We start from the raw sequence: 20,209 nt of genomic DNA, 5'->3' as shown, positions 1-20,209 counted from the left end.
GCTTAAAACTCTGAGAATATGGTGTGATGTTTAATCCTTATCTACTACAGCCCCTAATTAAATGATTGATTGCATTTCGTGAGAGGTCTAAAAATTAACTCAACTTATGATGATTATCTTTTTATATTAGACTGGTCTTTGCTTCACATTGCATACTATACTAGCAAGCAACTTTATCTTATCACTTTCTGTCGTTAGGAAACTTCCAATATCATGTCTACTGTGCTATCAAAATCTCGCTCATTTATTGCGTTGCCATTGACGCTTGCGGTATCAACTCTACTTATCAGTGCTTGTAGCAATACGTCAGCGGTAAAAAAGGGTGCGACCAATAGCTCATCTATTATTACTAAACGTCCAGCTACTAAAGCGCCTGCAGCAAGCAGCAGTACGGACTATTCAACGGCATATTTAGATGCAGATAGTTTGGATGAGTTAGCCGATTTACTCGAAGCCACTGACATGACTATGGTGGAAGGCAACAAACTTGCTATTCAGCAGTATGGTGATTTATGGAGTCGCTTACGTGCTGGCTATCGTATGAATGGCGGTCAGCCGACTTATAATCAGCGTATTGAAGGGCAAAAAAGCTGGTTTACCAGTCGACAAGACTATTTAAACCGTTTAACTGCACGTGCCAGTCGCTATATCTATCACACTGTACGAGAAGCTGAGCGTCGTAATATCCCGACAGAGCTTGCTTTGTTACCTGTCATTGAGAGCTCTTATGATCCAAGTGGTACCAGTAGTGCGGCAGCAGCAGGCTTATGGCAGTTCATTCCAAGTACGGGTCGTATTTATGGTTTGAATCAAAGCAGTACCTATGATGGTCGCCGTGATGTCATCGAATCAACTCGCGCCGCTTATGACTTTTTGACCGCACTACATAACCAGTTTGGCAGTTGGGAGTTAGCATTAGCCGCTTATAATGCCGGTCCTGGTCGCGTGCAAAAGGCCATCGATGCTAATAGAGCTCAGGGTTTACCGACAGATTATTGGTCTCTGAGATTGCCTACTGAAACGATGAACTACGTGCCGCGTTTCTTGGCGGTAGCAGAAATTGTTGCCAAGCCTGAGCAATATGGTGTCTACTTGCCAGCCATCGCCAACCGTCAGCATTTCCGTAGTGTGCCAGTGAATTATGGCGTGAGCTTAGCTGAAGTTGCGCAAATGACAGGCGTGAGCTACGATGAATTAGAAAGGTTAAATACGGCCTTAACGTCAGGGCGTGTTGATTCTTCTGGTCCCCAGCGTATTATTATTCCTAATGATGTGAGTCTTAATACCGATGTTAAATTGAGCTCATTGAGAGGCAATGGTACGGGCAATATACTGGCATCGAGTAATACAAGCATACCAAGTAGCACGACCACGACGCCAAGCTATAATAACAAACCCTATACTGGCTCCTCATTACCATCGACAGGTAGCGCCTTGGCTGATTATGCTGCAAGCGCTAGTGTGCCGCAGCAAACGACCAGTTATATATCACCGTCAGCCACACCTACTAGCAGCTCTGTCTACAGTAATAATGCCTCGGTGCGGACTGAGCCACCATTGAGCACGGCAGAAACCAACAAGATCAATGCTGAGCTAAAAAGCAGCAACAGTTTACCGACCACCTCTGCTCAAATTACACAGAATAATACGATTGTTCAAGAACCACCACTGAGCAAAGAAGAGCGTGATTTTATTGCCAATCAAATTCGCAGTAACACGCCTGAAACCAATGTGATCAATGCTGATGGTAATATTAATTTATCCGCAGTACAGACACAGCAGTCTATTCTAGAAGCCAGTGGCGAAGAGAAAAAGCTTAGCTTTGCAAAAACATCAGTAAGCAAGCCAAAACCCCAAGGTGCACGTACCACTTATACTGTCAAGCGTGGCGATACCTTATCTAATATTGCCAGCCGTGCGGGTGTCAGTTGGCGCGATATTGCTGAATGGAATCAAATAGATGCCAGCTCTAAGCTGTTATCAGGCAGTACTTTATACTTATACAATGCAAAAACCATCGAACCGTTGAGCACAGCTAACAATACCGCAGCAAGCCAACCAGAGAGCTATGTAGTACAAAGTGGCGATACGCTGATTGGTACTGCTAACCGCTTTGGTCTATCGGTGACTCAGTTGGCAACCTACAATAATTTGAGTAGTAGAGCGGATCTACTACGCGGTCAGAAGCTATGGCTGATACCAGGTAAGGTAACTGCGCCAGTGACCACACCTGCCGCTCCCTCGACCAAGCCAAGTAAGTCAACTACGGCTACTAAGAACTATAAAGTAAAAGCTGGCGATGGCTTGATTGCTCTCGCACGTCAGTTCAATGTTTCAACTGATACACTTGCCAGCCTCAACAATATGAGCACTACAAGCTCACTATATGTTGGTCAAACGCTAAAAGTACCTGCAAGTGTCGATTTCGATGCAGCAAACACCTCAAGCTCTAGTAGCCGTAACAGTAGCTCAAGTTCGGTAGCAACCACCAATTACAAAGTAAAATCTGGCGATACTTTGATTGGCATTGCCAATAGCGTGGGTATCAGTCCAGCTGAGCTTGCGGCGGTGAATAGCAACTTTGATGCAAAAGCACGCTTACAACGTGGTCAAACCATCAAAGTACCCGTGTCTAAAGAATTGGTTGATCGTCAGCTAAATGATAAAACTGTCAGTTATAAAGTAAAATCTGGCGATACGTTAACAGGCGTGGCTCAACGTTATAATATCGGTCTTAGTGACTTGGCAACAGCGAACAACCTGAAAACCAACTCTAATTTGATACTCGGTCGTACGATTACGATTCCTGCCAGTGGTAGCGTTGTAGCGACCTCTAGTAGCAATAATCAAAGCAGTAGTTCGGCTAGTAGCACTGCCGCGACTAGCACAGCGAGCAGTGGCAAAAAATTGGGCAACACCGAGAGCTATAAAGTTAAATCAGGTGATGGTTTGATTGCTTTGGCACGTCAATTTGGTGTTTCGATAGACGACTTGGCTGCGACCAACGATCTCGCGACCAATGCCCAGTTGCAGCGTGGACAAACGCTTAAAGTACCAAAGCTCACAGTGAGCTACACCGTTGGGTCAGGAGACAGTTTGATTGGCTTAGCACGTAAATATGGCGTCTCTACGCAAGAGTTGGCTGAGATGAATAATATCGCGGCGGATACGATGCTACAGCGCGGTCAGCGCTTGACCGTACCTAATCGTTAAGAGTAAGTGGCTTAGTAGAATAATAGCCAAGTAAATACGATTAAGACAGATCATTCTGCACAAAAAAGCTGCTCTTTATAAGAGCAGCTTTTTTATTCATAAAATTCAATTCTCAAAATATCTAATAGCACTTATTAACTAGACAGTTTGAGTTTTGATAGTCTCAAGATAACTTCTAATATTGCTAACATAATGCATCGCTTGACCATAACGACTATTGGCAGCTTTATTATCAGCTAAGTACGCATAAACGTTCGCCCAGCTTTTATCATCAATACCTTGATCTCGCAGTTTACGCTGAATACTCTTTACTGCATTTGGTCCCATGTTGTAGCCGGCAAGCGCAAACCAAATACGATCTGTCTTTGGCACATCAGCAAAGTCATCTTTCATTTGCTCTAAATAACGCGCGCCGCCGCCGATACTTTGGTAGGGATCGACGCGATCTGAGACGCCCATTGCTTTGGCTGTATTATTGGTCAACATCATGAGACCACGCACACCCGTTGGTGATACGGCATTGGCATCAAGGTGTGATTCTTGATAACCCATGGCCACCAATAATTCCCAATCATGATTATAATTGCGTGCTTGCTCTTCAAAAGACGATTGATAATCAGGCAGTTTTTCGGTCAACGTTTTTTGGAAATGATCTTGGCTATAGGCGTCTTTCAGCAAGTTTTGATTGTAAAAGGCAGCAAGTTTTTGTGTGTTTTTCAGCTTAATACTGTCACATAAAAAGTAACTGGCTTTTTGTGATAACGGGTCATTGGATGAATTGAACGTCCAACTGACTTTTGGATGTAAACCATTCTTTGTTAGGCTGGCGTCATAGCCGCAACTGATGTTGATAGACGATAAGTTAAACTTGCTCTTTAACTGTGTACTGGCCGTTGTTAATGCCATGTCTACCTCGCCCGATCTCAGTGCCTTTAGGGCAGTTTCTTCATTGGCATACGCTTTTAGGTCGATATCAACGCCAAGTTCGTCAGCATAAGTACGTACCAAATCAAAACCAAAGCCATGTTGAAAACCGTCAGTCGCAAAATAAGTGCTGTCACCGGGGACGGCAGCGATGGTTAACGTGCTTTCTAGCATGACGTTATCATAGGCTGGCACTGGCGCACGCATCGTCGTCAGACTCTCAGCAGGTAAAGAGAGAAGGGCAATACTAGAAACTTGGGCCAGCTTTTTGGTTCTAGAAAAACGACTCGATGTCGTCGGGGTAACGGATGAAACGATGTTACTTTTAGTGTTCGGTAGGCGTTTAGATGGACGCAGTAAATAAGAAATACGGCATCTAGCCCCTTGCGCAGATACTTTCACACGATAAGTAATACGCTGCATGGATGTCTCCTGATTTTAGCCATCCTGCTTACCGTAAAACGCTTATGAATGTATGCTTATAAAGTAGTCATACATCGATGTCGCATTTTAGACAAACACGCACTTCTTAATAAGATAAGTGCGTCGTCATCTTATTTAATAATAGTGCCGCTAATGAATTTTTATCAGATGTAGCGGTGCAGTTTTTAATTAGCTGGTTATCTACTGGCGTATTCGGCGTATCAGGTAAGAGGGCTAAAAAATCTCTCAAAATATCAATATAAAACATCAATATAAAGTATCAATACAAAATGATGAACGCACAACACCGAGAAGGATATAAATCGGATGATTCCTTCATCGATGCACAGATAGAGCTAAGAATAAAACAACTATATATTAAACATAGGTAAGGTCATGAACTAAGTTATTGAGACAAAACATAGAATGTGCGGGGTGCTTATACACCCAGCTTTTCTATGCTGATATTAATGACCATGTCGTCTTTAAATCATTTGTAATAGAGTCAACAGTGATTAATTTTTTGTCCAGCAATAAGGGTAAGCAAGTCACTATTCTCATTATTAATAAAAAAATGATAGAAAATTTACTCAAACATTCTATCAATTAGCGGTTGCTAACCCAGTATCGCGACACTTAAATCAAGACATACCATGCTGCTGAAAATATATCACGCACAGTGTGTCTATTAGTAAACCGTCCAAAATCTCGTTATCTATATGACCTCAATAGCTATACAACATAGTGAGATTTTAGGCGGCTATACTCATTTAAGTACCATAACCGGAAGCTGTAATAAATGGGAAGCCTCATGACAAGACATTCTTTCTTCGGATATTAATATGCGGATATTCCCTGGATTATTCAAGTGTGGTTAAGAAATTAGCGATAAAACTTAACAATTGGGCTATAGACGGTTAAAAAGGCCCTTATTATTGATAAACTATTGAAAATTGCAGCAGCAAAAATTATGCATATTGGACAACCATACTGATTATTATTAGCCTTGTTTTCCGAAAATTATTCTAAATTTAGATAGCTATTAGATAGTTATGAGTAGAGTTGAGGACACAGCTTAAGCAGGGTTATCAATATCTATAAAGGTCACGGGTATGCCAAATGCCTGAGAAACTAGGTGACCAAGTGCTTGAATACCGCCGCGTTCTGTCGCGTGATGTCCACAAGCGAAATAATCAATGCCCAGCTCACGGGCAATATGGGTGGTACGTTCTGATATTTCGCCAGAGATAAAGGCGTCACAGCCCATCAATGCAGCTTGTTCGATCATATCCTGTGCGCCGCCCGTACAAATGCCCACATGTTCGATAATTCTGTTATCATCGATATGAGCGCTTGTACTATTCGGTGCGCTATAATTGGCAGAGATATGCAATGGCAATCGTCCTAGCGTCTGAGTAATGTGAGTAATGAGGCTTTGGGCATTCTGCGGGGTACAAGTGGCGATATTACCCACTGGATGCGACTCACTAGGGTATAAAGCGCCGATAACGGTCATGTTTAATGCGTCAGCCAGCTTGGCATTATTACCAATGACGGGATGGGCATCGAGCGGCAGATGATAACCAATCAAAGAAATACCATGCTGCATAAGTTTACGGATACGCTGACCTTTCATACCAGTGATGGGGGCAGGTTCGCCTTTCCAAAAATAACCATGATGCACCATAATGGCGTCTGCATTATCAGCAATAGCCGCATCAATCAATGCCTCACAAGCCGTTACACCAGTGATGATGCGCTTGATAGGTCGACCCGCATCTACTTGTAAACCATTAGGGGCATAATCTTTAAAAGCATCTGCTGATAAATAGTCATCACAGAATGTGGTCAGTGCTTGAACGGTAATGGCGGTATTTGAGGGCTCGCTTGAGATATTGTGTGTGGTCATGGTATTCCCTTATAATTGATTCAGTGGGGCAAGCATTTATGGCTAACATGTGGCTTTTGATAATGAGTATTTTAACATGTGGCTACAGTAGGATAGACAATCCTACTCACTGAAATGGTACACGATACGTTACAACTGGGTAGTATTGGCGGTTATAATTTATACATGTAAGCGTGCCGTACAGATAGTGCATAAAAAAGTAGCTATACAGTGGGCTGTAAATGTTTGATAAATGCTGCTCAATGCGTCCTAATATCTACCATGCTTCTTACCTTATTTATCTTCGTCTGTTTGTATCAAATTTATAGAGGTTTTATATGTCGTCATCTCGGAACACCAGCAGCAAGGCGTCTGTATTAAAATGGTTACCTTGGGTTTTATTGCTAGTCGTGATTGCCGCATTTATTTGGTTGTTTGCGAGTATGAAGACGGCATCAGAGCAGGCATGGGAGCCGCCCAGAACCACACCTGCTGAGCAGCAAGCGTCAGCACCGGTTTCTGATACACCCGCAGCGATTTCTTCTTATCATAATGCGGTTGCTCGCGCCTCACAATCAGTCGTGAATATCTACACCACGCAAACGATGGCAGAGCATCCTTATATGAATGATCCTGTGTTGCGCCGCTTTTTTGAGTTCCATGGTGCACCGTCAGAAGAGCAGGGCAATACCAATTTAGGCTCTGGGGTGATTGTCTCAGAAGATGGCTATATCGTGACCAATGCCCATGTGATCGAAAAAGCCGATGAAATTACGGTCGCCTTTAATGATGGTCGTAAGAGCCGCGCTAGAATCGTTGGTACAGATCCAGACAGTGATTTGGCAGTGATTAAAGTAGATATGACCGGTTTGGCACCACTTGGTTTCCGTAAAGAACCTATCCGAGTTGGTGATGTTGCATTAGCGATTGGTAATCCGTTCGGTGTCGGTCAAACGGTAACGCAAGGAATTATCTCAGCGACAGGACGTACTGGGCTTGGGGTCAACAAGTTTGAAGACTTTATCCAGACCGATGCAGCGATTAACCCAGGTAATTCGGGCGGCGCACTCGTTGACGCTTTTGGTGAATTAATTGGTATTAATACGGCCATTTACTCACGCTCTGGCGGCTCTATGGGTATCGGTTTTGCTATTCCTACCGCCATCGTTGAGCAAGTGATGAATGCCATTATCAAAGATGGTAAGGTGAGCCGTGGTTGGTTGGGGATTGAGATACAGTCACAGTTACGTGACCCAACGCAGCTTGAAACCTCGACTGGGGTAGAAGTGCTTAATGTCGTTCCTAAGAGTCCTGCTGCTAAGAGTGGTCTGCGTATCGGCGACATTATTTTGACGATTGACGGTGTTGAGATGACGGATGCCAATACCTTGATTCAGTATGTCGCTCGTAAAGCACCGAATACCACGCTGAATGCGCAAATATTACGCCGTGGCAAAAATGCCCAAGTTAAAATCCTGTTAGAAGAGCGTCCAGCGCAAGAGCCGATGGAACGTCCGGTCGTGATTCTTGATGAAAATGTTGGTGGTATAGAAGATCCAAATTTACAAGGTGAGAGACAAGATGTGCCGATGATGTCAGAAGCCGAGCGCGACCGTATGCGTGAAGAGCTGTTGCAGCTGTTTGAAAGAGATGGCGCGCCTTTATAAGGTGATTCTTCATCACATAAAGCTCAATCAAAATAAGCTTAGTCAAAATGGCTTGAACGATGTATAGGCAGTAAAAAAGCGCGTTATCTTGAAGATAACGCGCTTTTTGTTTCGACTTTTTTAGCACTATTTTGGTTAATATTACTCTATAGTAGGCTCGTGATTGATATAAATCACACCCTGTACACGGCAACAGCAGGGCAGTATCTCGTCTTCATCAATCATGGCAAGGGGCGCAAACGGATAGTCAATGACGTGTGAGCTGGCGATACGCTTGATGCGACAGCTGCCACAATAACCTTCTTTACATTGATAATTGATATCATGTCCGGTGCGTAGCAATCCATCAAGCAAGCTTTCATCGTCATGCAAGTAAAATTGTTTCTTACTCGTCATTACCCAAGTCATAGTTTTATCCTGTTTGTTTCCCTAGCATTTTTCGCTGTCTTTTATACTGCCTCTAAAGCTCAAAATCATCAAAATCGCTGTCTGATAAATCTGAGTCAATTTGACCCACCAAGTATGAGCTGATTTCCGTCTCTTGTGGGGCAACTTGTACGTTGTCAGATGACAACCATGTGTTAATCCACGGGATTGGGTTTGATTTAGAATTCGGGAATGCCACTGGTAAGCCAACCGCTTCCATACGTAAGTTGGTGATATATTCGATGTATTGGCACAGAATGTCTTTATTGAGACCAATCATTGAGCCGTCTTTAAACAGATAGCCTGCCCATTCTTTTTCTTGCTCAGCCGCTTTACGGAATATCTCGATGCTTTCTTCATAGCATTCTTTGGCAATGTCGACCATCTCTGGATCATCACGACCGATGCGCATGAGGTTAAGAATATGCTGCGTGCCCGTTAGATGTAGCGCTTCATCACGAGCAATCAATTTAATAATCTTGGCATTACCTTCCATCAGCTTACGCTCAGCAAAGGCAAAAGAGCAAGCGAATGACACATAAAAGCGAATGGCTTCTAAGACGTTGACTGCCATCAAGCACAAGTAAAGCTGCTTTTTCAGCGATTTTAAATCGACGGTAATTTGCTTACCATTGATCGTGTGCGTGCCTGCACCGTATAAGTTGTATAGCGATGAGTTATAATACAAGTCATCGTAGTACTTGGCGATATCGGCGGCGCGCTCTAGGATATGATCGTTTTGCATAATGTCATCAAAGACGATAGCAGGGTCATTGATAATATTACGAATGATATGGGTATAGCTGCGCGAGTGAATGGTCTCAGAAAACGTCCACGTCTCAATCCATGTCTCAAGCTCAGGAATCGATACCAATGGCAATAGCACCACGTTTGGGCTACGACCTTGGATAGAGTCGAGTAGCGTTTGATACTTTAGGTTACTGATAAAGATATGCTGTTCGTGTGAGGACAAATTGCCATAATCCATACGATCACGTGATACATCGACTTCTTCTGGACGCCAAAAGAATGACAACTGCTTTTCAATCAATTGCTCAAAGATAGGGTGCTTTTGTTGGTCGTAACGCGCCACGTTGACCGGATTACCAAAAAACATCGGCTCTGTTAGCGCATTGTTTGGCGTTTGGGAAAAAATCGAATAAGTCATGAGACTGCCTTTATCATTGATATGGTTATTAAGTTATAGGGTTTTGACTAGATTTGGTCTGACTGAATTATATTACAAGTGCTCTAAAGATATCTGTTCTGACGTCTGTCCATCATTCATATACGCTTTAAATATCTCACTCAGCTCACTATCGTCCAAACCTTCCAATTCATCGATCGCACTTTTACGCAGCGCACTCAAGCCATCATCATCTGATAGTTGCTGCATTTCTTTCTGTACGTCTTTTTTAGTCACTCTCTTTACTGGTTTTTTCAATACTTTTGTGGTGACTTTCTTTAATGCTTCTGGTCTTGCTGCTGTACCTTCGCCTAATTGCTCACGGACGTCTGCGATGTCGACTTCCACTTGTACGATATGCGAGCCACCATCGTTTAGGTCTGAAAATACGTTTGGGATAAACAAACCACCGTCTTTGATGATTGCGGTATATTGCACATGACCTCCGTCGTTTTTATTGTTTGTGTTTCAATATTTCTATGATAGCGCTGGACGCTGTCTATAATGACTGTCTCAATATCTTAGTTTTATCATGGCTGACGCGTCGCGAGACTGTCATATACTTTGTTGTTTTCTCTTTTGCCGACTGCTAATACATAAACTACCACCACATCATCTTTTACGGTATATACCAGACGATAGCCTACGGTGCGTAATTTGATTTTATAAGTATCGGTATATCCCGATAATTTTGACGCAGGCACATGAGGGTTTGACAATCGCTGCTGTAGTTTTTTCTTAAACTGCTGCTGAATACTGGGCGCTAATTTTTTCCATTCTTTTAACGCGAGAGGATGAAACTCAAGATTATAAGTCATCCAAACTTACCTTTATAGGAACTTGTCCATCATTCATCCGTGCGCTAACGGTTTGGCTTAATGCCATATCATCCATTGCTTCAATCATGCGCTCAAAGACGTCTGTTGAGACTAAGTAAGCCACAGGTTTATTGTGGTTTAGAATAGCAATGGACTCACCATCTGACTGTTTAATCAGTGCCGAAGGATTGGTCTTTAGTTCTGAGATACTAGCTGTTTGCGTGGCAAATATTGGTTGCATGATTCATTCTCCGCTAATATTAGGTCTATATATAGGGCTAATATTAGCACAGAAATTAGGTCTTATTTATTAATCTATATATTTTGTAGGGTGCGCCTCGCGCACCTTTAAACATAATTTGCATATCATCGGTGCGCTGGGCGCAGCTTACAACTAGCTACTACATTTCCTTGATTTTAAATTCTTTCTTACTAAAAGGGGTGATAGCATTATTTTCTTTAAACCATACATAGATTATAGGATCGCTAACAGTAGATTTCTCTGAAAAATTCATTTCAATAACTTCTATACAATCTAAATAGGACTCCATGAAAGCTAACACCTTATAGAAATAAGGAAGAAATATCTTATGGTCTTCTTGAACATAAGCTTCATCAGGCACTAAATTTTTGGAATCGATTTTCTCATCTTCATCAAGCTTAATATTTTCTTCAAATGGATTAACAATATTTTGTGTATGGAAACCATAACTTTTACCATCGTTGACTAATTGCTTGAACTGTATATTTCTACCTGATAATAGCTTCATAACCTTATTTTTAACTTCATCAGATGTTTTAAGTCCAAAAATTATCGCTCTAACAGCATCAGAACGATGATAATTCTCGCCCTTATTATCACAAATTATTCTAAACTCTTGTTCATATTTCCAGTGTAATGATTTAGTGCCTATAATTTTCAGAATTGCAGTATCTCCATCAATATCTTCTAATCCGATATCAGGTGGAGTATCTGAATAAACTACATCAAAATACTGATAAAGACCTTTGTTTTTACTGATCAAATCTTCCAGATCATACTCAATACAAATTCCCGCATGATCTTTAGTATAACTAGCCCACATAGGAGCTATAGTGGAAGATTTGCTAAGGGAAAAAATACCAGAGCCTTTAATCATATTTTGTACAGAATAGAACTGGTTATTGAGATCGTTTTTGTCTACTTTAGGACTTATTAAAGCAGCGAAATCCATGAATTTGTTGTACGCTTCAATAGAATAATATCCCTCACATGGGTCGTTTAATGTTTCTTTCGAAGGTGCCCAAAAATAATTATTTAATAGACTTTCAATTGTTTTATCTTTTGATATCTCATCTTCTAAACTGCGGTATTTGTAAAGTTTCAAAAGTTACCTCACTTTTTTAGATAATAACAAGGTCATTACGAATCGCAAAGACAAACGATGTGGTCTAAATTATTATCCGACACACATCGTTTATTTTATTATTAACCTAGATTTTACATGCACCGCCAGCACAATCATCTTCCATATCTACTTGCGCATCGTTCGCACCATCACGAGTGTTATGATAATACAACGTCTTCACGCCAAGCTTATACGCGTTTAGCAGATCTTTTAGCAATATCTTCATTGGTACACGGCCGCCTTCATAACGAACGGGATCGTAGTTGGTATTGGCAGAGATACTTTGATCGACGAATTTCTGCATGACAGCGACCAGCCTTAGGTAACCGTCATTGTTTGGCATTTGCCATAGTAGCTCATACTGATTTTTTAGCTTATCAATCTCAGGCACGACTTGCTTTAAGATGCCGTCCTTTGACGCTTTGATAGAGACCAGACCGCGTGGTGGCTCGATACCGTTGGTCGCGTTGGCGATCTGACTAGAAGTCTCAGATGGCATCAAGGCGGTAAGGGTAGAGTTGCGCAGACCGTGAGTGGTGATTTCAGTACGCAGCGTTTCCCAATCGAGATGTAGCGGCTCTTGGCAGATTTTATCCAAATCTTTTTTGTACGTATCAATCGGCAAGATACCTTGCGAGTACGTCGTCTCATTGAACGCAGGGCAAGCGCCTTGCTCTTTTGCCAATTTGTTTGACGCTTTCAAGAGATAGAATTGCAACGCTTCAAACGTTTGATGGGTGAGACCCAATGCTGAGTCATCTGAATAGCGCACGCCATTTTTAGCTAAGTAATAAGCATAGTTAATCACGCCCACACCGAGTGTACGGCGACGCATGCTGCCGTTTTGAGCCGCTTTTACTGGATAGTCTTGATAGTCGAGCAGGGCATCAAGCGCACGGACGATTAGCTCGGCTGGCTCTTCGATATCGCTGACGTTGTCGACTTTACCCAAGTTGACCGCTGATAGCGTACAAAGGGCGATTTCGCCTTCCTCGTCATTGATGTTATCAAGTGGCTTGGTCGGTAGGGCGATTTCCATACATAGATTTGACTGGCGAATCGGCGCAACCGTTGGGTCAAATGGGCTATGCGTATTGCAATGGTCGACGTTTTGGATATAGATACGACCAGTACTAGCACGCTCTTGCATCATCAGGCTGAACAAGTCTGCTGCTGGAATTTGACGGCTACGAATGTTTGGATCATTTTCGTACTTGGTATATAGTTCTTCGAATTTGTCTTGATCTTCAAAGAACGCATCGTACAAGCCAGGGGTGTCACCTGGTGAGAATAGCGAGATATCTTGGCCTTTGATGAGGCGGGTGTACATCGTTTTATTTAGCTGGACGCCATAGTCCATATGACGCACACGGTTGTCTTCGACGCCGCGGTTGTTTTTGAGTACCAATAGCGACTCAACTTCTAAATGCCATAATGGGTAAAATAACGTTGCCGCACCGCCACGGACGCCGCCTTGTGAGCAGCATTTAACAGCAGTTTGGAACAATTTATAGAAAGGGATACAGCCCGTATGCTGCGCTTCACCGCCACGGATAGGGCTACCAAGGGCGCGGATGCGACCCGCGTTGATGCCAATACCAGCACGCTGTGACACATAGCGTACGATGGCGCTGGTGGTCGCGTTGATCGAGTCTAGGCTATCACCGCATTCAATCAATACGCATGAGCTAAACTGACGTGATGGGGTACGCACTCCTGCCATGATAGGTGTTGGTAGCGAGATTTTAAATTGCGACGTCGCATCGTAAAAACGCTTTACGTAGTCCAAACGATCTGACTTGTCATAACGGCTAAACAAACACATACCAACCAGCATGTACAAGAACTGCGGGCTTTCAAAGACGGTCTTATTAACGCGGTCTTGGACGAGGTATTTACCTGCCATTTGCTCAACAGCGGCATAAGCAAGGTTCATATCGCGCCAGTGATCGAGATACTCTTCTAACTCATCAAACTCAGCACGACTATAATCAGCTAGGATATGCTGATCATATTTACCAGCGTCGGTCAGTTTTTTGACATGATCATAAAGGTGCGGCGGGGTGAATTTATTGTAAGCAATTTTACGCAGATGGAAAATCGCCAAACGCGCAGCCAAATACTGATAATCAGGCGTATCTTCAGAGATAAGATCTGCTGCTGACTTGATGATAGTCTCGTGAATATCGCGAGTCTTGATACCTTCATAAAACTGAATGTGCGACTTTAGCTCAACTTGCGACACAGACACATTATCCAAATTGTGAGCTGCCCACTCGATTACCTTATGAATTTTATCCAAATCAATAAGCTCTAATCGTCCGTCACGTTTGGTCACTTTGATTTTGTCGATGTGTGTCATGTTGCCCTCTTAAGTTGATAACTTGGTAATTATTTATAATGTTGCTTATAGTGATGCTGCACAGTCAGTAAACGGCAGGCATTCTTTATAATGCTACGATGCTTGCGCCGCGATAGGTGTTTTTTTAGGCAAAAATCTACCGCTACTCATAGTGACAATTAAATTCACTGAGTACTACATATAGCGTGTTTGTTAGTAGGTAGGCACAATATAGCGGGAAAATTTTGAAAATACTATATTGATTTTAGGATCAAACTATGTTGCTGTGAGGTTGTGCTGTGTCCGAATTTTAGCAAAGGACGATGGGGTAAGGGTTAGACGCGATTGACTCAAATAATAAGTTTTTTGTAAAAATCGTAGGATCATTTGCTTTTCATTCGCGAGTAAATGACCCACCAATAAGGGGACATAGAACAATAATAATGAGGGCGCAGATTGTACAGCAAACCACAAAAAATCGCCACCCGTATGTGATTAATAGCGAGTGACGATTTCGACGGAAAAGCGGCTGGCTTTTTTTAAACGACAATTATTTGCTTATACGACCAAACGAACTGTTTTGGCAGCGTCAAGTGAGGCATACAGCACATTGACCTGATCGGCTGCTGTAAGATATAGATTGACCCGTGCTGAATGGAAGCGACCCGTTTTAGACGGTTTCACTTCTATCGAGGCCAAATCAAAATCAGGGAACTGACTGCCCAAGATAAGCTTCACTTCGTTTAGTAAGTTCTCACGCTCGCCTTCATGACCAATGATGCTAAGTGGATAGTTCATTGGAAAGTCCCAGAGCTCAGGATTTTGAATATCCGTTCTTTTGCCTGTGACCACACCTTGATTGGGCGTTAGGTTGGTCATTTTTACTGATTTTTCATTTGCTGGTGCTTGGTTGTTGTTTTGATTGGTGCTGTCTTTTGGATCGTCAGTCATGATGTGTGCCTCGCTTTATTAAATGTTAGCTATTAGCATAAGAGCTTTATTCACCATTTATAGTGGCACTAAACTTATAATTCAAGTGCTAAAATGGCAATGACAGTATGCTATGGATCACTGTGATCTGTCATAAATTTTGCTCAGTTATCCATGATAATCAAATGCTAATACACATATCAGCTCATTTTTTATAAGCACAAACAGCGACGTAATCCCCACGGTCATAGCCTTCGATGACTTCTTGCACTTTGTCATTGGCATACATAGGATGGGTCAGTAAGGTTTGTGCATACTCAAAATCGACAAAACCATTGGCTTGCATCAGCGCGATTTTTTCATCAGAGGTGCGCCAATTTGCTGATTTAACCAGCTCAATAGGATAGGGATCAGCAGGGGAGATGTGCGCAAGTAGCGGATGCTCCCAAGTATTTAATGAGCTTGCTAAATTATATAAGCTGGCAAAACCGCTTTCTTTTGGCACATCGATAACAATCAATTTGCCGCCCGTTTTTAAGGCATCAAATGCCTTTTTAATACAGGCATCCAAATCGTTGATATAGCTGACACTGCCGTTAAACATGATGATATCAAACTTATTTGGCTCAATATCGCAAGTCTCGGCAGGACTAATATCTACTTGTAAGCCGCGCTTTTTAGCGATTTCAGCCATGTCTTTAGAAGGCTCAATGCCGTGCTTGACATGGATATCATAATCCTGCGCCAATAGTGACTCAAACAGTCCGCTACCGCAGCCGATAGACAGTATTTCACAGTCCTTATCTAAAAAATGAGCGACCAATTTTAGCTCACTGGTCAGTAAGTTTTGGTTGTCAAAAAACCAGCTGTCATACGCGCTTGCGTGTTCATCGAATGCTGCCATGGTGTCTCTCCTTGAGTATTTTTTGTTGTATCGTTAATCCACTATAAAAGAGTAACAGCGTTAACCTCGCTTAAAGTATTACTCATACATCTGCACTCGGTTGCCTTATCACCCTTTTAAATTGAATCAAATATATTGAATAGTACGTGACGTTAAATTTGCCATAAAGCTAGCACCTTGTATAGGGGCTAGGACAGATCAAGCGCTTGTTGCCAAAAATTCACTTCCATACGTGAAGCAGTATTAAATAACTGTTGGAATTTGTCTGCCTGAGTGGGGTTAGCCTGTGCTAGTAGCGTATTAATCTGCGCTTCATTCTGCGCGGTAATCGCTTGAAATTCGTCACTGGCAAAGACATCAATCCATGGCTGGTACGGATTGTCCGCGACAAAACCTTGTTCTTTAATGCGTTTGCCAATTTCGCCATAACCCATCAAACAAGGAGCAATCGCCGCATAAAGCTCAGCCAATGAGCCTGACATTGCAGCGTCCAATAGGTAGCGGCTATAGGCGATAGTCACGGCAGATTCAGGGGCGCTTTCTACTTCTTTAAGTGGGATGTCCCACTCATGACATAAATCGAGATACATGCCAATTTCCATATCGAGCATGGCGTTGATGCCTGCTTGACCGACACGCATTTGTGCCAGCGTATCACTCTTATACACGCTCAACGCCATCACACGGGTATAGTGAATAAGATATAAATAGTCTTGTACAAGGTAGTGACGAAAGCTGTCAGGGGCGAGCGTACCTGCCGTTAGCTGTTTGACAAAATCATGCTGAATGTAGTCATCCCATGTTGGACAATGGTGGCGTAACGTTTGGTAGTTCATAGTATTCACTTACTGTTATAAAATGCGAGTAAGCAAAGAGTAGGAGGTGATCAGTGAGCAGGCACAAAAAAACCTTACCAGATTATGTGAATAAACTGGCAAGGCTTGCTTAGCAATAGATGCTTAAGAGGTGTGCTATAAAATGTCACGCTTGTTTCCTACGTCAGTGCTAACTGCATCAGGTTCGCGGGTAACTCTCAGCCATGATTTTGGATTGTAGTTAAAGCATCAAAAATCAAAGCACCCCGACAAGGTTTATTTTTCAGAAATAAATATAAAGTTTACATAAGTTTAAACTGCTCGTGCTTAAGCAATCGGCTCTATGGTAGACGAATTCAGTTATCATTAGCAAGTGATGCGCAAAAAACTATGAATAAAGGTTGTCTTACAAGCGTAAATAGGCAAGATTTTACCTTTTATTAAGCTAGTCAAATACCACGATAATGGCGAGAAAAATCACTATTTTCAAATGTATTTTTTATTCATAAAAGCTCTACTATTGCCTATATTATTTAGCTACCCGACGGTAGGGTATATAAAAAATATCTCATAAATTAAGTCAATATGTTTATGGGGCACTGTCTCATTTAGCATTGATTGCTTTATGATTTATAGGCGTTCAGCTAAGAGGCTATGGTAAATAACCATTGATAGGAGTGATCTCAGGCGGAATATCTGCCTCTTCTAGTGCTTCTCGCAGATTAATCTCGATAGTACGCGACAATGCAGTCAGGGGTAGCTTGTTGGCGGCTAAGCCGAAAGGCTCTTCTAGCTCTTCACTGAGGGCATCCAAACCAAAAAAGGTATAAGCGATCACGGCACAAATCAGTGGGGTCACCCAACCGAGCGAGGCCACCAAGCCAAAAGGCAACATGATGCAATACAGATAGGTCGTGCGATGGACCAGCAGCATATAAGCAAACGGTAGCGGTGTATTATGAATGCGCTCGCAGGCTGCCAATACAATGGTCATAGACGTCAGGCGCTCGTCCATATTCTGTATGACTTGCTCTGATACCAGTCCTTGACGCCGAATGTCGCCGAGCTGCTTACCCATGAGGCGCATAATATAATCAGGTAGGTTGCGCGCTTGGCGCATACTATCATGGTGTTTTGATGCGACAAAAGGCTCGACATCATGCCAAGGTGACGATCCGCGCAGGCGATGGCGCACAGCATGCGCAAAAGCAATGGTTAGGTAAATCATCGTTCGCCCAGTCTCGTGCCCATTCTCGGTATTAGCATCTATAAAAGAAAGCACTTGACGGGTTAAGCTACGCGCATCATATACCAACTGACCCCAAAGCCCTCGAGCTTCCCACCAGCGTTGATAACTGGCATTGTTACGAAATCCAAGAAATAGCGACAACGCGATTCCTAGCAAGGTAAAAGGAGCCATACCATAATAAGGAAAAGAGTCAGGAAGCCAGTGCTGAATAATTGTTATAAGTGTGCTGAGAAGCGCGATCAGCAAAATTTGCGGATAAATTTTTGGAATGACAGAGCCGTGCAGGGTAAAAAGTATCTTGAGAGCGTTTGGGGTTTGCCGGACAATCATGGTGTTTCCTAGCGGTGGTACGTATATATTTCTAGCATAGTATATAGTGTAAGATTGCATTATAGGATAAAAACCTACTAATTTTTCACTCTGATGAATGTGTCAGAATTTGATGGTTTTGTAGCTCTTGATAAAAAATAGATAGAACGTATATGGTTTTATCTATACATCATGGTCAGGCTAATGAAGGGTACTTCCTTATAAAAAATTTGGAACTTATATGTTGAATTATATTGAAGTGGATAGACAGTTTTCAGCTGTTTCTAAAGATAAAGATGATTTGCAAGATATTGAAAATTACCTCAAATTTAATACTGGACAGTCTGAATCATGGGATTTAATTTTAAGTGAGTATCGTTGTGTTGTACTCGCTGAAGCAGGCGCAGGAAAAACGATTGAGTTCAGGGAAAGAGCTTCTTTGATGAAGAGTAAAGGGGAGTATGCATTTTTTATTAGAATTGAAGATATTGATCGTCATTTTTATGAAAGCTTTGAAGTTGGCGATGAGGAGGCGTTCGATAGTTGGTTAGATTCAGATGAAGAAGCATGGTTTTTTCTAGACTCTGTAGATGAAGCCTTACTTACCAGTCCAAGAGCATTCGAAAGAGCAATACGGTATTTTGCCAAAGCGATTAAGAGAGGTCAACTTAGAGCACACATATATATTTCTAGTCGACCTTATAGCTGGAGAGCAAAGACTGATCAAGAATTAATGGATGAGGTTTTGCCACTAAAGGGCAGTGATTGTCAAGAAGGGTCTACTAGTAAGGATAAAAAACCTCCTAGTACGCTTAAAGTTTATAGCTTACGTCCTCTGGATAGAGAAAAAATCGCTGCATACTGTCAAGAAAAGGGAGTTAAAGATACTGATCAATTATTAGATGAGGTTGAAAGGATTGACCTTTGGAGCCTAGCTGAAAGACCTTTTGACTTAGATGCAATAATCGATAAATGGAAAGAGGATAAGTCACTTGATGGACGCCTAGAGCTTATACAGCATAATATTGATCTACGGCTCAAGGAGAGTCATAGCGCTGGCTCTCGTACCGCATTAAATACAGATTTGGCGCGCAGCGGGGCACAGCGTTTGGCGGCAGCTGTAGTATTAACAGGAAATGCAGAAATTAATGTACCTGACTCGGAGCGTAATAAAAAGGGCATAGATGCAGACACCATACTGTACGACTGGGATAAAAGTGATGTAAAAAAGTTATTAGAAAGTGGACTGTTTAACGACATTTTATATGGCGCAGTACGGTTTAGGCATAGGGATATACGTGAGCTATTGGCAGCAGAATTTTTTAGTTCGCTAATTAAAGATAATTATAATCGTTTAAATATTGAATCCTATTTTTTCAAAGACTCTCTTGGTGAAAGTATTGTCACCCCTTTACTTCGCCCAGTACTTCCGTGGCTTATTTTATTTGATGACAATATCTGTGCTAAGACTCTGAATATTACACCAGAAGTTATCATCGAAGGTGGTGACCCTTCTAAACTATCTGTATATACAAGGCAAGACGCAATTTTAAAGCTTATCGACAATATCGATAAAGATCGCTACAAAGCTTATACGGGTAGCGATATAGCTATCGCCAATGTTGCCCAATCTGATCTAGAAAGTAATGTGCTCGAACTTATTAACAATCATATGAACCGCCCCGGGATTGTCGGAGACCTAATATTCTGAGAGAATACGACAATGAA

The 20,209-nt window shown here is 42.2% G+C and carries 16 protein-coding genes; 3 read left to right on the top strand and 13 right to left on the bottom strand.

The window, feature by feature from the left end:
- Positions 1-213 precede the first annotated feature (213 nt).
- Positions 214-3,213, top strand: a complete 3,000-nt coding sequence (locus JFC08_RS12900; RefSeq protein WP_198330995.1) for a LysM peptidoglycan-binding domain-containing protein — start codon at positions 214-216, stop codon at positions 3,211-3,213.
- 138 nt (positions 3,214-3,351) lie between these two features.
- Here the strand turns inward: JFC08_RS12900 and JFC08_RS12895 are convergent, their stop codons facing one another.
- Positions 3,352-4,560 (bottom strand): MltF family protein, encoded by a 1,209-nt coding sequence (locus JFC08_RS12895; RefSeq protein ID WP_198330994.1) that lies wholly within the window; start codon positions 4,558-4,560, stop codon positions 3,352-3,354.
- A gap of 1,075 nt (positions 4,561-5,635) precedes the next feature.
- On the bottom strand, positions 5,636-6,469 hold the full coding sequence (locus JFC08_RS12890) for a Nif3-like dinuclear metal center hexameric protein (RefSeq protein WP_198330993.1): 834 nt from the start codon (positions 6,467-6,469) through the stop codon (positions 5,636-5,638).
- 317 nt (positions 6,470-6,786) lie between these two features.
- Here JFC08_RS12890 and JFC08_RS12885 point away from each other — a divergent pair, with 317 nt between their 5' ends.
- Entirely contained in the window at positions 6,787-8,115 is a 1,329-nt protein-coding gene (locus JFC08_RS12885) for a S1C family serine protease (protein WP_087815625.1), read from the top strand.
- Positions 8,116-8,256: 141 nt separating this feature from the next.
- Here JFC08_RS12885 and yfaE read toward each other — a convergent pair whose 3' ends face one another.
- From yfaE to JFC08_RS12830, 11 genes are all read right to left on the bottom strand, one after another.
- Positions 8,257-8,523 carry a class I ribonucleotide reductase maintenance protein YfaE gene (gene yfaE, locus JFC08_RS12880; protein WP_045446158.1) on the bottom strand — a complete coding sequence of 89 codons (267 nt, stop codon included), beginning with the start codon at positions 8,521-8,523 and terminating at the stop codon, positions 8,257-8,259.
- 52 nt (positions 8,524-8,575) lie between these two features.
- Positions 8,576-9,709: a class Ia ribonucleoside-diphosphate reductase subunit beta gene (gene nrdB, locus JFC08_RS12875; protein WP_045446160.1), complete on the bottom strand. Its 1,134-nt coding sequence runs from the start codon at positions 9,707-9,709 to the stop codon at positions 8,576-8,578.
- 72 nt (positions 9,710-9,781) lie between these two features.
- Positions 9,782-10,165 (bottom strand): hypothetical protein, encoded by a 384-nt coding sequence (locus JFC08_RS12870; RefSeq protein ID WP_198330992.1) that lies wholly within the window; start codon positions 10,163-10,165, stop codon positions 9,782-9,784.
- A 92-nt stretch (positions 10,166-10,257) separates the two neighbouring features.
- The gene (locus JFC08_RS12865) at positions 10,258-10,545 is read right to left on the bottom strand and encodes a type II toxin-antitoxin system RelE family toxin (protein WP_198330991.1); all 288 of its coding nucleotides are present in this window, start codon (positions 10,543-10,545) and stop codon (positions 10,258-10,260) included.
- Positions 10,535-10,786, bottom strand: coding sequence for a type II toxin-antitoxin system Phd/YefM family antitoxin (locus JFC08_RS12860; RefSeq protein WP_198330990.1), 252 nt, complete (start codon positions 10,784-10,786; stop codon positions 10,535-10,537). Before JFC08_RS12860 ends, JFC08_RS12865 begins: the two co-directional genes overlap by 11 nt.
- 160 nt (positions 10,787-10,946) lie before the next feature.
- The gene (locus tag JFC08_RS12855; protein ID WP_198330989.1) at positions 10,947-11,912 is read right to left on the bottom strand and encodes a DUF2971 domain-containing protein; all 966 of its coding nucleotides are present in this window, start codon (positions 11,910-11,912) and stop codon (positions 10,947-10,949) included.
- Positions 11,913-12,018: 106 nt separating this feature from the next.
- The gene (nrdA, locus tag JFC08_RS12850; RefSeq protein ID WP_198330988.1) at positions 12,019-14,295 is read right to left on the bottom strand and encodes a class 1a ribonucleoside-diphosphate reductase subunit alpha; all 2,277 of its coding nucleotides are present in this window, start codon (positions 14,293-14,295) and stop codon (positions 12,019-12,021) included.
- Between the two features lie 537 nt (positions 14,296-14,832).
- Complete coding sequence (locus JFC08_RS12845; RefSeq protein WP_198330996.1) at positions 14,833-15,153, bottom strand: YbeD family protein; 321 nt, start codon at positions 15,151-15,153, stop codon at positions 14,833-14,835.
- A gap of 256 nt (positions 15,154-15,409) precedes the next feature.
- Entirely contained in the window at positions 15,410-16,108 is a 699-nt protein-coding gene (locus JFC08_RS12840; protein ID WP_198330987.1) for a class I SAM-dependent DNA methyltransferase, read from the bottom strand.
- 188 nt (positions 16,109-16,296) lie between these two features.
- Positions 16,297-16,944 carry a thiaminase II gene (tenA, locus tag JFC08_RS12835; RefSeq protein WP_198330986.1) on the bottom strand — a complete coding sequence of 216 codons (648 nt, stop codon included), beginning with the start codon at positions 16,942-16,944 and terminating at the stop codon, positions 16,297-16,299.
- Between the two features lie 631 nt (positions 16,945-17,575).
- Complete coding sequence (locus tag JFC08_RS12830; protein ID WP_193007966.1) at positions 17,576-18,502, bottom strand: bestrophin family protein; 927 nt, start codon at positions 18,500-18,502, stop codon at positions 17,576-17,578.
- Between the two features lie 220 nt (positions 18,503-18,722).
- Between JFC08_RS12830 and JFC08_RS12825 the strand changes: the two genes are divergently transcribed.
- A complete protein-coding gene (locus JFC08_RS12825) occupies positions 18,723-20,192 on the top strand; it encodes an NACHT domain-containing protein (RefSeq protein WP_198330985.1) in 1,470 nt (489 codons plus the stop codon).
- Positions 20,193-20,209 lie beyond the last annotated feature (17 nt).

The sequence above is a fragment of the Psychrobacter cibarius genome (assembly GCF_016107535.1).
GTDB classification, from domain to species: domain Bacteria; phylum Pseudomonadota; class Gammaproteobacteria; order Pseudomonadales; family Moraxellaceae; genus Psychrobacter; species Psychrobacter cibarius.
Note: the sequence above shows the minus strand (reverse complement) of the source record. Positions and strands in the feature narration are given on the sequence as shown.

Excerpts from the sequence above, each read along its gene's own strand:
- yfaE (WP_045446158.1), bottom strand. The coding sequence starts at position 8,523 with ATGACTTGGGTAATGACGAGTAAGAAACAATTTTACTTGCATGACGAT.
- JFC08_RS12865 (WP_198330991.1), bottom strand. The coding sequence starts at position 10,545 with ATGACTTATAATCTTGAGTTTCATCCTCTCGCGTTAAAAGAATGGAAA.
- tenA (WP_198330986.1), bottom strand. The coding sequence starts at position 16,944 with ATGAACTACCAAACGTTACGCCACCATTGTCCAACATGGGATGACTAC.
- JFC08_RS12840 (WP_198330987.1), bottom strand. The coding sequence starts at position 16,108 with ATGGCAGCATTCGATGAACACGCAAGCGCGTATGACAGCTGGTTTTTT.
- nrdB (WP_045446160.1), bottom strand. The coding sequence starts at position 9,709 with ATGACTTATTCGATTTTTTCCCAAACGCCAAACAATGCGCTAACAGAG.
- JFC08_RS12830 (WP_193007966.1), bottom strand. The coding sequence starts at position 18,502 with ATGATTGTCCGGCAAACCCCAAACGCTCTCAAGATACTTTTTACCCTG.
- JFC08_RS12860 (WP_198330990.1), bottom strand. The coding sequence starts at position 10,786 with ATGCAACCAATATTTGCCACGCAAACAGCTAGTATCTCAGAACTAAAG.
- JFC08_RS12825 (WP_198330985.1), top strand. The coding sequence starts at position 18,723 with ATGTTGAATTATATTGAAGTGGATAGACAGTTTTCAGCTGTTTCTAAA.
- JFC08_RS12890 (WP_198330993.1), bottom strand. The coding sequence starts at position 6,469 with ATGACCACACACAATATCTCAAGCGAGCCCTCAAATACCGCCATTACC.
- JFC08_RS12885 (WP_087815625.1), top strand. The coding sequence starts at position 6,787 with ATGTCGTCATCTCGGAACACCAGCAGCAAGGCGTCTGTATTAAAATGG.
- JFC08_RS12845 (WP_198330996.1), bottom strand. The coding sequence starts at position 15,153 with ATGACCAACCTAACGCCCAATCAAGGTGTGGTCACAGGCAAAAGAACG.
- JFC08_RS12895 (WP_198330994.1), bottom strand. The coding sequence starts at position 4,560 with ATGCAGCGTATTACTTATCGTGTGAAAGTATCTGCGCAAGGGGCTAGA.
- nrdA (WP_198330988.1), bottom strand. The coding sequence starts at position 14,295 with ATGACACACATCGACAAAATCAAAGTGACCAAACGTGACGGACGATTA.
- JFC08_RS12900 (WP_198330995.1), top strand. The coding sequence starts at position 214 with ATGTCTACTGTGCTATCAAAATCTCGCTCATTTATTGCGTTGCCATTG.